Source organism: Sphingomonas sp. LY54, from assembly GCF_035594035.1.
GTDB lineage: Bacteria > Pseudomonadota > Alphaproteobacteria > Sphingomonadales > Sphingomonadaceae > Allosphingosinicella.
On record NZ_CP141588.1, the window covers coordinates 3,160,523 to 3,174,669 of the forward strand.

Genomic DNA, 14,147 nt, shown 5'->3' on the forward strand with positions numbered 1-14,147 from the left:
CGGCGCAGGGCAAGTTCAGTGATGCCCGCACCGGCGCCTACCGCTCGCGCCGCAGCAAAGTCAGGTGGGCCTTGCCGAAACGGCGCTCGGCAGCGACGGCAAAGCCGTCCGCGAGCGGCAGGCGCTCGCCGGCCGTCTCGACGCTGACCCAGCCGCCGGGCGCCACCCAGCCGGAATTGCAGACGCGCGCGGTCGCCATTTCGGCGAGGCCGGTGGCGTAGGGCGGATCGAGGAAAAGGATGTCGCAGGGCGCGGCCGGCGGAATCGCATATTCCACCGCCTGGCTGCGTATGTCGCCGCGCGCGCCTGCGCCGAACGTGTCGAGGTTGCGCTTGATCGACGCAACGGCGTTGCGGTCGCTGTCGACGAAGGTGCAATGGACCGCGCCGCGGGACAGGGCCTCCAGGCCGAGCGCGCCGGTTCCGGCGAACAGATCGGCGACGCGCAGCCCCTCGAAGCTCCCGACGCGGCTGGCAAGCATCGAGAACAGCCCTTCGCGGGCGCGGTCGCTGGTCGGGCGCGTGCCTTGTCCTTCGGGCGCGATCAGCGGGCGGCCGCGCCATTCGCCGGCGATGATTCTCACAGGCTCTTCCTGAATTCCACCAGCTCGTGCTGCCGCACCTCGCCGACTTCGCCCATCGGCAGATCGGCGAGGATGAACGGTCCGTAGGCGACGCGGATCAGGCGCGACACCTGCAGGCCGAGATGCTCGAGCACGCGCCGGACCTCGCGATTCTTGCCTTCCTTGAGCCGCATCTCGACCCAGCCGTTGCGGCCGGTGCGCCGCTCGAGATTGGCGTCGATCGCGCCGTAGCGGATGCCCTCGATCTCGATGCCCTGGATCAGCTCTTCGAGCTGCTCCTGGCTAACGTCGCCGAACACGCGGGCGCGGTAGGTGCGCTCGACGCCGGTCGAAGGGAGCTCGAGCTTGCGCTTGAACTCGCCGTCATTGGTGAGGAGAAGGAGCCCCTCCGTGTTGAGATCGAGACGGCCGACCGGCATCAGCCGCGGCAGGCCTTCGGGCAATTTGTCGTAGATGGTCGGGCGCCCGGCCGGATCGCGCTCAGCGGTGATCAGGCCGGTCGGCTTGTGGTAGAGGAACAGGCGCGTCGCGGCGGGCGGGCGTACCGGCTTGCCGTCGACGGTGACGCCTTGCAGCGAGGTGACGATCGTCGCCGGCGTCTCCAGCGGCACATTGTCGATCGCAATGCGACGCTCTTCGATCATCCGCTCGATCTCGCGGCGCGAGGCGATGCCGGCGCGGGCCAGCAATTTGGCGATGCGCTGCGGCTCGCGCGGGCCGAACTGGCGCTCGACCCGGTCGGGGGCGAACGCCGGCTTGGGCGCAGGGGCCGGACGCTCTGCTGCGGCGGGCGTCCGAACGTGGCGGGGCGGCGGTCCGGCGCGGGGACGGACGGGCTTGTCGCCGCGCGGCGCAGCGGCGTGCGGCTTGCCGCGGGTCGGGCGCTCCGGGCGCTCGGCGCGATCAAGCGAGGGCCCGCGCGGCGGTCCGGCCCGATCGCGAATGGGACGCGCTGGACGGTCGCCACGATCCGGGCGGTCGCCACGCTCCGGCGACGGGCCGCGACTACCCGGCCGGGCCGGGCGCTGAGGACGTTCCTGCCGTTCGGCGCGGTCGCTCGAGGCGCCCCAGGCCGGGGATCCTGCCTTGTCGCGGTTGGGGCGGGTAGGACGTTGGCTTCGGTCCAGGCGGGCGCCGCGCTCGGGTGTCGCGTCGCGAGCGCCGGGCCGGGCGGAGCGCTGGGGGCGTTCCTGGCGTTCGTCGCGGTCGTGCGATAGCCCGCGCGCCGGCGGTCCGGCCTTGTCGCGGTTGGGGCGGGCGGGACGTTCGCTCCGGTCCGGACGGGCGCCGCGCTCGGGTGCCGCGCCGCGAGCACCGGGCCGGGCGGAGCGCTGGGGGCGTTCCTGGCGCTCGTCACGGTCGCGCGACGGCCCGCGCGCTGGCGGTCCGGCCTTGTCGCGAGCGGGGCGTGCAGGACGTTCGCCGCGGTCGGGGCGCTCGCCGCGCGGTGTCGCTGTGCCGCGCGCGCCAGGGCGAGCGGCGTGCTGGAGGCGCTCATTCCGTTCGCTCCGGTCGCGCTGGCCGGGGGCAGAGCTGCGTTCGGAGTAGGCGTTGCTGCCGCCGGCGCGGGCCGGGCGTGGCGGGCGTTCCTGCTCCCCGCGTTCGCTTCCAGTGCGGCGCTGCGTGCCGCGCGCCTCGCCGCGTTCGCCCTGCGGCGGCGTATTGCGGCCGCCTGGGCGGGGAGGGTGCCCGCCGGGACGGCGCGGTCCGCGGGACGAAGGGGGCTTGGGCACGAGGACCTCCAGAGCGGCTGCCTCGGGCAACCGGATGATGAAACACGCCAGAGCGCGGTGCGCTCCGGGATACCGGGGACGGCTCCGCACGTTGCTCGAACAGATCGATCATCCCGGGAGGCCCTCGCCCTATATGTTGTTTGCCAAGCGTGAAAGGACAATCCGGCGCATCCTCGTCGTCGAGGACGAGCCGCTGGTCGCGTTCGACAACGAGCACCTGCTCGGCGAAGCCGGCTACGAGGTAGTCGCGACAGTCGACACGCTCGCCGAGGCGGCGCGCGTGCTGAAGAGTGAAGAGGTCGACCTCGTCCTGTGTGACATCGGCCTCAACGGCGAGGGCGACGGACTCGACGTCGCCCGCGTGGCCGCCGCCCAGGGCGTCACCGTCCTGTTCGTCAGCGGCGACGCGCCGCCCGACGCGCACGGGCTTGCGATGGGGTGCCTCGCCAAACCCTATAGCGGCAAAGGGCTGAAATCGGCACTGGAGACGCTGGACCTGACGCTGCAGGGACGGGCGGTGAAGAAGTTGCCGCGCGGGCTCAGCCTCTACACGGCGCCCTGAAGCGCGGCTTCAACCTGCTGGTGGAAGGCGAAGACTCCGGTTTCGAGCGTGCCGAGCGTGACGGCCTCGATCGCGCCGGAGGCGAGCCCTTCCTGGCCGAGCGCGGCGGCGCGGAAATCCTCGCCGCCGAACGTGCCTTCGTCGAGCAGAGTCCAGCTCTTCGCCCAATGTGCTTCCTCGTCGGGAGAGACGGGCGGCTCGGGGATCAGCATGAAATCCTCGACCAGAGTGCGCCCGACCGACTGGGGCATCAAGGTCATGACGTTCACATAGTCCGGACTGACCACGATCACCGTGGCGGGGAAGAGCTGGTAGGCGAAGGTGATCGCGCCGCGCAGCTTGGGCCAGTCGTCGGGATTGATGCCGGCGAGATAGTCGGCGCGCCCGACCGCCGAGCGCTGGTGCGGGCCGATCATGTCCGCTGCGGTGATGCCGTCGGCGAAGAACTTGCCGATGCTGGCGCTGTGCAGCCGTTGGACGTGGTAGCTCTCGAGGAAGGCGTCCATGATCAGCTTCCAGTTGGACGCGACGTCGTGGACATGGCGGCGGTAGAGGTGGTGCCCGCTGAGGCCGAAGGCATCGAATTCGGGCGCAAGCGCCTGCGCGCCGGCGAAGTCGGCGCCCGGATCGCGGGCGAACCAGATCAGGCCGCCCGCCTCATGGCAGGGCAGCTCGACGAGATGATGGTCCGCCTTGTCGAGGCCCGGGAAACTGTCCGCGCGCGGAACACCCGCCAACGCGCCGTCCAGCGCATAGGCCCAGGCATGATAGGGGCAGATGAGGCGCGGCGCGCATTGCACCTCCGCGCCCTCGACCAGCCGGGTGCCGCGGTGGCGGCAGACGTTGTAGAAAAGGTGCGCATTGCCGGCCTTGTCTCGGCTCAGCAGCAAAGGCATTCCGAAGCCGTCGTGCGGCACCGCCATGTTGGGCCGCGGCAGCAAAGCCGAAGGCGCGATCACCTGCGGCAGGCGCGCGAAGATCCCCTCCTGCTCCTCGGCGAAGCGCTCCGGATCGGTATAGACGCGCGCCGGGACCGTCGTGATGGCATGGCCATGGCTGTTCTCGCCCGCCGCGACGGCGTGAGCGAGCGCGAGCTGGCCGGCGGTCGGCCGCTGCCGGATCGGTGCGTCCATGACGGCAGGGTGCGACGACGGACCGCAGAAGGCAAGCGCCGGGCTGCGCGAAAAGGGCTGGTCGGCTCCCGATGAGCGGCTACAAGATGCGCATGGATCCTGTCGCATCGACCGCGCCGCGTGACTGGCGCAGCCGCCTCCCTGAGGGAATTCGCCCCTATACCGAAGGCGCGCCGATCGCCGCCTTCTTCCTCGGGGTCTCTTCGGGCTTCCCGTTCGCGATGATCGGCGCGACGCTGACCACGCGTCTCGCCCAGGAAGGCATCACCAAGTCGACGGTCACCACCTTCGCGCTCGCCTTCCTGGTCTACAATCTGAAGTTTCTGTGGGCGTGGATGATCGACGGCATCAAACTGCCGATCCTCGGGCGGCTCGGTCAGCGCGTTTCCTGGCTGATCTTCGCGGGCGTGCTCGTCATGGCCGCGGTCGCGAACCTCGCCCTCCAAGATCCAAGCGCGAATATCTACCAGACTGCCATCGCGGCGATCCTGGTGGGTGTCGCGGGGGCGACCTACGACATCGTGATCGACGGCTACCGGATCGAGCTTCTCGAACCGCGTCAGCTCGGCGTCGGTTCGGGTATGTCCCAATATGGCTGGCGCATCGGCTCCACGGCTGCCGGCGCGATCGCTTTGTTGCTCGCCGCCCGGGTCGGCTGGGAGGCGGCCTATCTCGTCTGTACCGTGTTCGCGCTGCCTGCGATCATCACTGGCTTCGTGATGGGCGAACCGGAGCGTCACCGGGAGCCGACGGAGCGCAAGGGCATCGGCGAGGCATTCGCCGCCGTGATCGGGCCGTTCGCGGAGTTCTTCCAGAGGAGCGGCGCGTTGCTGGTCCTCTTGTTCATCCTGCTGCACAAGATCGGCGACACGCTCGCCAATCTGGTGCTGCGGCTGCTGCTCGACGACATGGGCTACAGCAATGACGAGATCGCCCTCTACGACGTCGGCGTCGGCTTCTGGGCCTATCTAATCGGCATCTTCATCGGCGGCGTGCTCTATGCCCAGATCGGCATGAAGCGTTCCGTGATGCTGAGCCTCATCCTGATGGGCGTGTCCAATGCCAGCTTCGCGCTGTTGGCGGCCACGGGTAAATCGAACCTCGGCCTCGCCGGGGTGATGCTGTTCGAGAATATCGCCAGCGGCATCGGCGGCGTCGTCGTCGTGGCCTATTTCTCGGCGCTCACGGACCTTCGCTTCACCGCGTCGCAATATGCGCTCATCTCGGCTGCGGCGAGCGTGGTGGGGCGCTTCCTCACCGGCACCACCGCAGGCGCCCTGGTCGACGAGATCGGCTACGTGAACTTCTATTGGCTGACGACGGCCGCGGCCCTGCCCGGCATCATCCTGTTCTGGCTGATGATGCGCGCCGGCCTGATCGATGCTTCGATGGGAACGGCCGGAGTCGTCGGCGAGGGCGATGCGCGGCGCGACGGCGCTCAGGAAGGCGGCTGATCGTTCTTCCGCAGCACCTCGCCCGCGAGATAGAGCGAGCCGAGGATCAGCACGATCGGCGGATGGGCGCGGTCGGCGTGGCGCGCGATCCAGGTGAGCGCGCTCTCGACATCGGTTGAGGGGACCGCACTGAGCCCTGCCTCGCGCGCCGCGGCGGCGAGGGCGGCCGGGCTGTGGTGGGCGTGGCGCTCGATCGGCACCGTGTGAACGGTGATCGCGCGGTTGCGGAACGGCTTCAATACCCCAGCCGCGTCCTTATTCTCCAATAGTCCGAAGACGATGTGGAACGGCCGTTCGGCCGGAACGTGGGCGCGGAAGAAGTCGGCGATCGCCCGCGCCGCGGCCGGATTGTGGCCGCCGTCCAGCCACAGCTCGGCGCCGCGCGGTAGCTTGTCGTGCAGCGGCCCGGCGGCGAGCTTTTGCAGCCGCGCCGGCCATTCGGCCCAGCCCATCGCCGCGCGCAGCGCCGAATCGCGGACCGGCACCGCTTTCTGGTGGCGCAGCATGGCGATGGCGAGGCCGGCATTCATCGCCTGGTGCGCGCCGTGCAGGCGATGGGGCAAAGGCAGGTCCAGCTTGCCCTGCTCGTCGCGATAATGGAGCTGGTGCTGGTAGGAAGCGGCGTCCCAATTGGCGCCGCGCGGCATCCAGGCGGCGCCGGCCTCGTGCGCGGCGCGGCCGACGCTCTCGGCGACGCGCTCGGGATAATGCTGGGTGACGAGCGGCACGCCCCTTTTGGCGATGCCGGCCTTCTCGACGGCGATGCCCTCGATCGTCGGGCCGAGGAAGCCCTGATGATCGAGGCCGAGCTGGGTGATGCCGCAGACGACCGGATCGGGGATGACATTGGTCGCGTCGAGCCGCCCGCCGAGCCCGACCTCGACGATGCAGGCGTCGGCCGGCGCCCGCGAGAAAGCGAGGAAAGCGGCCGCCGTCGTCACCTCGAAGAAGGTGGGCGCGATGTCGCCGGCGGCATCCAGCGTCTCTGCGAGCAAATCGGCGAGCGGCTCGTCCTCGATCAGGTGGCCGTCGACGCGGATGCGCTCGTTGAAGCGGACGAGATGGGGGCTGGTGTAAACGTGCGCCTGCAGCCCCGCCGCCTCGATCGCGGCGCGCAGGAACGCGCAGGTCGATCCCTTGCCGTTGGTGCCGGCGACATGGAAGACCGGGGGCAGATCGCGCTCCGGATTGCCGAGCCGGTCGAGCAGGGCGCCGATCCGCTCGAGCCCGAGCACGTCGGCGGCCGGCGACAGATCGGCCAGCCGGTCCAGCTGGCGCTGGACGAGCGGGCTGTCCGAGACCGCGTGATCGACCATCTTAAAGCCCCTCCCCTCGAGGGGAGGGGTTGGGGTGGGGCCGCCCCGAGCGGCACGACCACAGCCCCGCCCCCCGGCCCCCTCCCCTGAAGGGGCGGGGGAGCGGGCTCACGCGGCGGCCTTCTGCGGGGTGAGGTAGGCGATCAGCTGGGCGAGCCGCTGGCGCAGGTCCTTGCGGTGAACGACCATGTCGATCATGCCGTGATCGAGCAGATATTCGGCGCGCTGGAAGCCCTCGGGGAGCTTCTCGCGGATCGTCGATTCGATCACGCGCTGGCCGGCGAAGCCGATCAAAGCGTTGGGCTCCGAGATCTGGACGTCGCCGAGCATCGCATAGGAGGCGGTGACGCCGCCCGTGGTCGGATCGGTCAGCACGACGATATAGGGCAGGCCGGCTTCCTTGAGTTCGGCGATCGCGACCGTCGTCTTGGGCATCTGCATCAGCGAGAGAATGCCCTCCTGCATGCGCGCGCCGCCGGCCGCGGTGAAGATGATATAGGGGCAGCGATCGGCGATCGCCGCACGCGCGCCGGCGACGAAAGCGGCGCCGACGCCCATGCCCATCGATCCGCCCATGAACGCGAAATCCTGGACGCCGATCACGGCGCGCTGGCCTTCGACCGTGCCGCGCGCGTTCACCAGGGCGTCGACCTCGCCGGTATTCTGACGCGCCGCCTTGATGCGGTCGGCGTAGCGCTTGCTGTCGCGGAACTTGAGCGGGTCTTCCTGGACCGGCGGGGGCGCCAGCAGCTGGAAGCCGGGATCGAAAATGCGCTCGAAACGCTGCTTGGGCCCGATCCGGTTGTGATGGTCGCAGCGCGGGCAGACGAAGTCATTCTCCTCCCACTCGCGGGTGAAGATCATGGCCTCGCAGCTGCGGCACTTGTGCCAGAGATTGTCGGGCGTCTCGCGCTTGGGCAGGAACGGGATGCTCTGGCGAACTCGATTGAGCCAGCTCATGAATAGTCTCCTTTGCCCGCGCCGATGAAGCGCGCGGCTTATTCAGTCAAGTTGCCGCGGCGCGCGGCCGGGCGGCGCTAGAGCGTGGCCTCGATGCTGCGCGCAGCCTTGTCCGGATCCTTGGCCTGGGTGATCGGTCGGCCGATGACGAGGATCGAGGCGCCGGCGTCAAGCGCGGCGCGCGGCGTCATCACCCGCTTCTGGTCGCCGGTCGCGCCGTCGGCGGGGCGCACGCCGGGAACGACGAAGAAGCCCTCCGGCCAGATCGCCTTGGCTGCGGCCACTTCGTTGCCGGAGCAGACCACGCCGTCGAGGCCGGCGTCGCGGGCGAGCGCGGTCAGGCGCGTGACCTGCGCGTGCGGATCGGAATCGAGCCCGATCGAGCCGAGATCGCTGCCGTCGAGGCTGGTCAGAACCGTGACTGCGACCACCTTGGTGCCCTTAGGGGCCGCCGCTTTGGCATCCTCCATCATCGCGCGCCCGCCCGCGGCGTGGACGGTGAGGATCGAGGGCTCGAGCGGCCGCAGCGCCTGAATCGCCTTGCCGACCGTATTGGGAATGTCGTGGAACTTGAGGTCCAGGAAGACAGGCAGGCCGAGCTCGGCCATCTCGCGTATGCCGGCGCGGCCGTTGGCGGAGAAGAATTCGAGGCCGAGCTTGATCCCGCCGACATGGTGGCGGACGCGGCCGGCAATGGCCTTGGCCCGGTCGAGGTCGGGCGTGTCGATGGCGACGTAGATGCAGCTGCTCATGACGCCGGCCATACTTTGCTGTCGGTAGCGATGCGATCCTCGGGCGATTGCGGTGAAACGGGGGGAGCGGGCGCCTCGGGCGCAGCGGCGATCACCGGCGCGTGCATCGCCGCAGCCTGGCGCTCGTGCGCCTCGATCCGGCGGTTGAGCGTCCACAGCCGGGCGCGGTGGACGACCAGCATCGGCAAGAAGCCGAGCAAGAAGGCCGCGAGCAGCAGGACCGGCAGCTTCACGTCGGCCTGGAGGCCGCCCCACAGGGTCAAGGTCACGGCATGCCAGTTGACGCTCGCGAAGAGCACGAGAATCACCGCCAGCGCGACCCAGAACAGGGTTTTCAGAAACTGCATCCAAATCTCCCGAGGGCCTCCGCCTACGCTCTAACAAAATTAGTTGCCAGTCCAGAGCGAACGGTGCGCGCTCCGCTAGCGGATTTCCTGGTCGAGCTCGTCGAACAACGGCGCGATCGAGGTGAGGCGGTCACGCTCCTCGTCGAGGATGGCGCGAAAGGCGTCGCGCTTCAGTGTGGCCACCGTGCCGGGCGCAAGGTGCAGGCCCTCGGGCAAGGCCGAGACGGTGATGTCGATCAGCCGCTCGGCGCCGTGGAGGCGGCCCCACAGATAGTCGTTCTCGCGATAGGCGCGGCTGAAGAAGGCGCCGAAATTGTTGAACTGGATGCCCTTGAGCGTCGCCGCCGCTCCGCCCTCGCGGATCCCGGTCGCGTCCTCGGGCGAGATGCGGTCGACCTTGATCGGGTCGAATTCGTCCAGCCCCTCGCCCTGGAGCAGGGGGAGGGTGGCGATGTCGTAGAAGGGGAAGCCCAGATAAGCGAGGATCAGCGAGCGCCGCTGCGGCTTGGGAAAGGCGTCGAGCATCGCCGCGAAACGTGCGTCCGATTCGTCGTCCCGGGCCTTGAGGTTCAGCCGCGCCGCGAACGCCTCCAATGCAGCGGCCGGCTCGTGCTCGGCGCGCTGGAGGACGGTCTCGGCTTCGTCGCGGTCGACTTCGACCGGCGCCCGATAGCGGTGGATGAGGTCGTGGATCGTGCGACGCGCCGCCTCGAGGGCCGCGCGTGGTGCGTTCGCTTCCTCCTCGAGCCGGCCGAGGTGACGGGCGACGAAGCGCAGCCGGCGGGTGCGGAAGGAGAGGTCGAACGAGCGGAAGAAATCAATCACGTCGGCCCGCGCTCCGGCGGCGCTGATCGCGCCGCCGTCGGCGAGGCCAGCGGCGCGGACATGGTCCCACACCGCCTCGCGGATGACCGGCCGGCGATGCGCGCCGCCGCTCAGGCGGTAGATCAGCACCGCGATATCCTCGACCACGGCGGAGAGCTTAAGCTGGCCATAGGCGGCGTAGGCGTAGCCGGCGCCGCGCGCGGCGACATTCTGGGCCTTGGAGCGCCACGCGGCGAGGCGGGCAGGGGTGGGGCGGCTGAGCAGCAGGGTGGTGCCGAAGGTGCGTTCGATCGCCGCTTCGACTTCGGGCCGCATCGCCTCGACGATCCGGCGCAGGCTGCGGATCCGCTCGGACCGGCGCTCGATCAGTTCGAGATTGTCGCGGATCGGCTGCTCGCGCGGGATGTCCGAAAGCGCACCGAAGATGGTGGCGAGGAAGCCGGGCGCCTCGACCTCGCCCGAGCCGGTAAGCCGCACGCCGCGATGGCCGGGGGCGGGGTCGATATAGACGAAACGGCGGTCGATCTCGCGGCGCGCGGGGCGGCGATGGAGCGCGTCGACGGCCGGGCCGAACGGCGCGTTGGCGAGGACCGATCCGTCGATCAGGACGGCATTGTCGCAGTCGCCGATCGCCCATTGGCGTGGCAAAGCGTGGCGCAGGAAGCGGTCGCGGCCGGGCCAGTCCTGGCCGCGCTTGTCCAGCGCGCGGTCGAGCTCCTTCACCTGGAACGGCGGAAAGGCGCCGGGGAAGCTGGCGGTGGCGCGAGCGGCGAAGGCGAGCTCCGGGGTTTCGGCCAAGCCGCGCGCCTCGCCGCCGCGGTCGCGGAAGGCGAGGGTCAGCCGGTGCTCGGTCTCGGTCACTTCCTCGGGCGAGTGGAGGCGGAGCCGTTCGGGATGGCCGTGGAAGTCGGTGACGGTGACGAACAGGTCGAGCGGCTGGTAATGCGGCAACAACGGCGGGCCCACCGGCCCGCTCGCCATCGCGTCGAGGGCATCGAGCAGCAAATGGGTGAAACCCTCCCCGCCGAAGGGCGGGGCGAACCAGCGCGCCTTGACGAAATTCGCCAGCTTGGTGCGGACCTCCTCGCGATGATCGGCCTGCACGGTCTGCTCGACGGTGCCGCCGCGCCGCGCCGACAGCGCCCACGCCACCGGCACCGCGATCTTCTTGGCGAATCGCGACATCGGGTGGACGCCCGGGTCGACGAGCCGGTCGACATCGGCGGTTTCCAGCCACAATTCGGTGAGCGGATCGAGCGAGCGACCGGTCGAGATGGCGTCGGCGAGGAAGATCGCATTGATCCCGCCGGCGCTGGCCCCCGCCAGGATGTCGACGAGGACGCGAAGCTCGATGCCGCATTGTTCGGCCATCGCCTCCAGCAGACGGCGATAGACGTCGGCGGTCCCGGCCGTGGGCGCGTCGCCATTGTGGAAGCTCTGGCTCGCCTTGGCGAGGCGCCAGATTTCCTTGGTGATTCCATGCATGTAGACGGCGAGGCTAACGCCGCCATAGCAGACCAGGGCTAGCCTCAATTCCTTCTCACGCATCGGCGGCAACCTGCCAGCACGCATGGTTCGTGTCGAGCGAAGTTGGTTCCCGCGGCGTTAACCAATTCAGACTCTTTATCCCGCTTCCGGCTCGACTCACCGACTCGTTCGGGACTCGTTTAATAACCGGAACTATGCCCCGTCTCACGAGATCAAGGGGCTATTCCATGATTGCATCGAAAAACCGCCGTCGCGGCGGACAGGCGATTTTTGCGCTTGCCGCCGCCGGGCTGATCACGATGCCGGTGCGCGCCGACACGCCGAAGCCGTTCACGCCGAAGCTCGACGTGGTCAGCGTGATCGACGCCGACCGCGACGTGGTGGCGACGCCGGAGCCGGAAGCCGTCGAGACGGCGCCTACGCCCGAGCCCGCCTATGAGACCGTCGGCGAAGGCGAAGCGAGCTATTACGGCCACGAACTGGCCGGCAACCGCACCGCCAGCGGCGAGCGCTTCGACCCGCAGGCGCTGACCGCCGCCCACCGCACCCTGCCGCTCGGCAGCAAGCTGCGCGTTACCAACAAGGCCAACGGCAAGTCGGTCATCGTCCGCGTCAACGATCGCGGTCCGTTCGCCAAGCGCCGCGTCATCGATATGTCGCTCGCCGCCGCCCACAAACTCTCGATGGTCCGCGCCGGCAAGGCAACCGTGCGGATGGAGCTTCTGCGCTGACGCGCCTGTTCTGAATTGCGAATTTTCGCGCGCCCGTGCTTCCCCCTTTCCAAGCTCTTCGCGCCTGCCTAAGTGTATCGCCAGTCTGATACACAGCGGGAAGAGGCGAATATGATCAAGCACATAGTATTGGCAGGAGTCGCGACCCTGAGCGTGGCCATTGCCACCGCTCCGGCCTTTGCCGCCGAGTCTGTCGTCGTTCCCGTCGCCGCCAGGGGCAAGCCGCAGCTCGGCGCCTGGGGCGTCGACCTCCAGGGCATGGACAAGAATGTGAAGCCCGGCGACAGCTTCTTCGGCTTCGCCAACGGCAATTGGGCCAAGACCACCGAAATCCCGGCGGATCGCTCGAGCTGGGGCGGCTTCGGCGTCCTGCGCGACCTTTCCGACCAGCGCACCCGCGCGATCATCGAGGAAGCCGCCGCGACCAAGGCGCCGGCCGGAACCAACGCGCAGAAGGTCGGCGACTTTTTCGCGAGCTTCATGGACGAGGCCGCCATCGAGGCGAGGGGCACCGCGCCGCTGAAGCCGTTCCTCGGCCAGGTCGCGGCGATCCGCACGACCGGCGATCTCGCCCGCTTCTTCGGCCAGGCGAACCGCACCGGCATCGCCACGCCGATCGGGGCGGCCGTGATCCAGGACCTCAAGGACAATAGCCGCTACGGCGTCTATGTCGGCCAAGGCGGCCTAGGCCTGCCGGACCGCGATTATTATCTCGACGATAAGAATGCGAAATTCGTCGAGGCGCGGACCAAATATAAGCAGCATATCGGCACGATGCTGCGCCTCGCCGGCATCGCCGATCCGCAGGCCAAGGCCGAGCGCATCTACGACCTCGAAAAGAAGATCGCGACCGCGCACTGGTCGCGCGTCGAGCAGCGCCAGATCGAGAAGCTCTACAATCCGATGGGCGAGGGCGACCTCGCCAAGAACCTGCCGGGCTTCGACTGGGCGACCTATCTGCAGGCGGCGGGCGTAGCCGGCCAGCCGCAGGTCATCGTCGCGCATCCGAGCGCGCTCGCTGGCGCGGCCAGGCTCGTCCAGTCCGAGCCGCTCGACACCTGGAAGGACTATCTGACCTTCCACACGATCGCCGCGGCGGCGCCGCTGTTGCCCAAGGCGTTCGTCGACGAGAATTTCGCGTTCAACGGCAAGATCCTGCAGGGCACGCCGCAGATCAAGGATCGCTGGAAGCGCGGCGTCGACCTGGTCGGCGGCGGCATGGGCGAGGCGGTCGGCCAGCTCTACGTCGCCAAATATTTCCCGCCCGAGGCCAAGGCCGAGGCCGACGAACTGGTCAAGAACCTGATCGCGGCGATGGACAAGCGCCTCGCGGCGCTCGAGTGGATGACGCCCGAGACCAAGGTCAAGGCGCGCGCCAAGCTCGCCGCCTTCACGCCCAAGATCGGCTATCCCGACAAGTGGCGCGACTATTCGAAGCTGGAGATCGTCCCGGGCGACGCCGTCGGCAACGCATTGCGCGCCACGGCCTTCGAATATCAGCGCAACCTCGACAAGCTCGGCCAGCCGGTCGATCGCAGCGAATGGGGCATGTATCCGCAGACGGTGAACGCCTACGCCAACCCGCTGCTCAACGAGATCGTGTTCCCGGCCGCGATCCTGCAGCCGCCCTTCTTCGATCCGAACGCGGACGACGCGGTCAATTACGGCGGCATCGGCGCCGTGATCGGCCACGAGATCAGCCACCATTTCGACGATCAGGGCAGCAAGTTCGATCCCAAGGGCAATATGGCGGTGTGGTGGACCCCGCAGGACATCGCCCGCTTCAAGGCGCTGACCGACCAGGTGGTGAAGCAATATGGCGAATATGAGCCGCTGCCGGGCACCAAGGTGAATGGAGAGCTGACACTGGGCGAGAATATCGCGGACTTGGCCGGCCTCACCATCGCCTACGACGCCTACAAGATGTCGCTCAACGGCAAGCCGGCGCCGGTGATCGACGGCTATACCGGCGACCAGCGCTTCTTCCTCGGTTTCGGCCAGGTGTGGCGCAACAAATATCGCGAAGCGTTCCTCCAGCAGATCCTGACCACGGACCCGCACACGCCGGGCCATTTCCGCCCGAACGTCGTGCGCAATTTCGATCCCTGGTACGCCGCGTTCGGCGTCAAGGACGGCGCGCTCTACCTGCCGCCGGAAAAGCGCATCAAGATCTGGTAAAAATCCGGATGACGTATGGACCGGCTGTAGTGTAGCCGGTCCATATCGTTCGATTATTCCGGGGAGAGGAAGGCTGAACAGGAAA

12 protein-coding genes are annotated in these 14,147 nt (G+C 68.7%); 4 read left to right on the top strand and 8 right to left on the bottom strand.

Annotation, left to right across the window (positions count from 1 at the left end; translation table 11 throughout):
* Positions 1 to 37: 37 nt before the first annotated feature.
* Positions 38 to 583, bottom strand: a complete 546-nt coding sequence (rsmD, locus tag SH591_RS15615; RefSeq protein WP_324749885.1) for a 16S rRNA (guanine(966)-N(2))-methyltransferase RsmD — start codon at positions 581 to 583, stop codon at positions 38 to 40.
* Positions 580 to 2,316 (bottom strand): pseudouridine synthase, encoded by a 1,737-nt coding sequence (locus SH591_RS15620; protein ID WP_324749886.1) that lies wholly within the window; start codon positions 2,314 to 2,316, stop codon positions 580 to 582. Before SH591_RS15620 ends, rsmD begins: the two co-directional genes overlap by 4 nt.
* Before the next feature lie 133 nt (positions 2,317 to 2,449).
* Here SH591_RS15620 and SH591_RS15625 point away from each other — a divergent pair, with 133 nt between their 5' ends.
* Positions 2,450 to 2,878 carry a response regulator gene (locus SH591_RS15625; RefSeq protein ID WP_324749887.1) on the top strand — a complete coding sequence of 143 codons (429 nt, stop codon included), beginning with the start codon at positions 2,450 to 2,452 and terminating at the stop codon, positions 2,876 to 2,878.
* Here SH591_RS15625 and SH591_RS15630 read toward each other — a convergent pair.
* A complete protein-coding gene (locus tag SH591_RS15630) occupies positions 2,863 to 4,011 on the bottom strand; it encodes an aromatic ring-hydroxylating oxygenase subunit alpha (RefSeq protein ID WP_324749888.1) in 1,149 nt (382 codons plus the stop codon). The two genes, SH591_RS15625 and SH591_RS15630, sit on opposite strands and share 16 nt — an antisense overlap.
* A 92-nt stretch (positions 4,012 to 4,103) precedes the next feature.
* Here SH591_RS15630 and SH591_RS15635 point away from each other — a divergent pair, with 92 nt between their 5' ends.
* On the top strand, positions 4,104 to 5,465 hold the full coding sequence (locus SH591_RS15635; RefSeq protein ID WP_322830122.1) for an AmpG family muropeptide MFS transporter: 1,362 nt from the start codon (positions 4,104 to 4,106) through the stop codon (positions 5,463 to 5,465).
* On the opposite strand, the gene SH591_RS15640 is transcribed toward SH591_RS15635, so the two are convergent.
* From SH591_RS15640 to SH591_RS15660, 5 genes are all read right to left on the bottom strand, one after another.
* Positions 5,450 to 6,781: a bifunctional folylpolyglutamate synthase/dihydrofolate synthase gene (locus tag SH591_RS15640; protein WP_324749889.1), complete on the bottom strand. Its 1,332-nt coding sequence runs from the start codon at positions 6,779 to 6,781 to the stop codon at positions 5,450 to 5,452. The genes SH591_RS15635 and SH591_RS15640 overlap by 16 nt on opposite strands.
* Positions 6,782 to 6,889: 108 nt before the next feature.
* On the bottom strand, positions 6,890 to 7,741 hold the full coding sequence (accD, locus tag SH591_RS15645; RefSeq protein ID WP_322830124.1) for an acetyl-CoA carboxylase, carboxyltransferase subunit beta: 852 nt from the start codon (positions 7,739 to 7,741) through the stop codon (positions 6,890 to 6,892).
* Between the two features lie 77 nt (positions 7,742 to 7,818).
* Positions 7,819 to 8,493 (bottom strand): orotidine-5'-phosphate decarboxylase, encoded by a 675-nt coding sequence (gene pyrF / locus SH591_RS15650; protein WP_322830125.1) that lies wholly within the window; start codon positions 8,491 to 8,493, stop codon positions 7,819 to 7,821.
* On the bottom strand, positions 8,490 to 8,840 hold the full coding sequence (locus SH591_RS15655; protein WP_322830126.1) for a hypothetical protein: 351 nt from the start codon (positions 8,838 to 8,840) through the stop codon (positions 8,490 to 8,492). Before SH591_RS15655 ends, pyrF begins: the two co-directional genes overlap by 4 nt.
* 75 nt (positions 8,841 to 8,915) lie before the next feature.
* A complete protein-coding gene (locus SH591_RS15660; RefSeq protein ID WP_324749890.1) occupies positions 8,916 to 11,213 on the bottom strand; it encodes a patatin-like protein in 2,298 nt (765 codons plus the stop codon).
* 167 nt (positions 11,214 to 11,380) lie between these two features.
* On the opposite strand from SH591_RS15660, the gene SH591_RS15665 reads away from it, so the two are divergent.
* Together SH591_RS15665 and SH591_RS15670 are read left to right on the top strand one after the other, a co-directional pair.
* Positions 11,381 to 11,884 carry a septal ring lytic transglycosylase RlpA family protein gene (locus SH591_RS15665; RefSeq protein WP_324749891.1) on the top strand — a complete coding sequence of 168 codons (504 nt, stop codon included), beginning with the start codon at positions 11,381 to 11,383 and terminating at the stop codon, positions 11,882 to 11,884.
* Positions 11,885 to 11,995: 111 nt separating this feature from the next.
* Positions 11,996 to 14,062: a M13 family metallopeptidase gene (locus SH591_RS15670; RefSeq protein ID WP_324749892.1), complete on the top strand. Its 2,067-nt coding sequence runs from the start codon at positions 11,996 to 11,998 to the stop codon at positions 14,060 to 14,062.
* Positions 14,063 to 14,147: the final 85 nt, after the last annotated feature.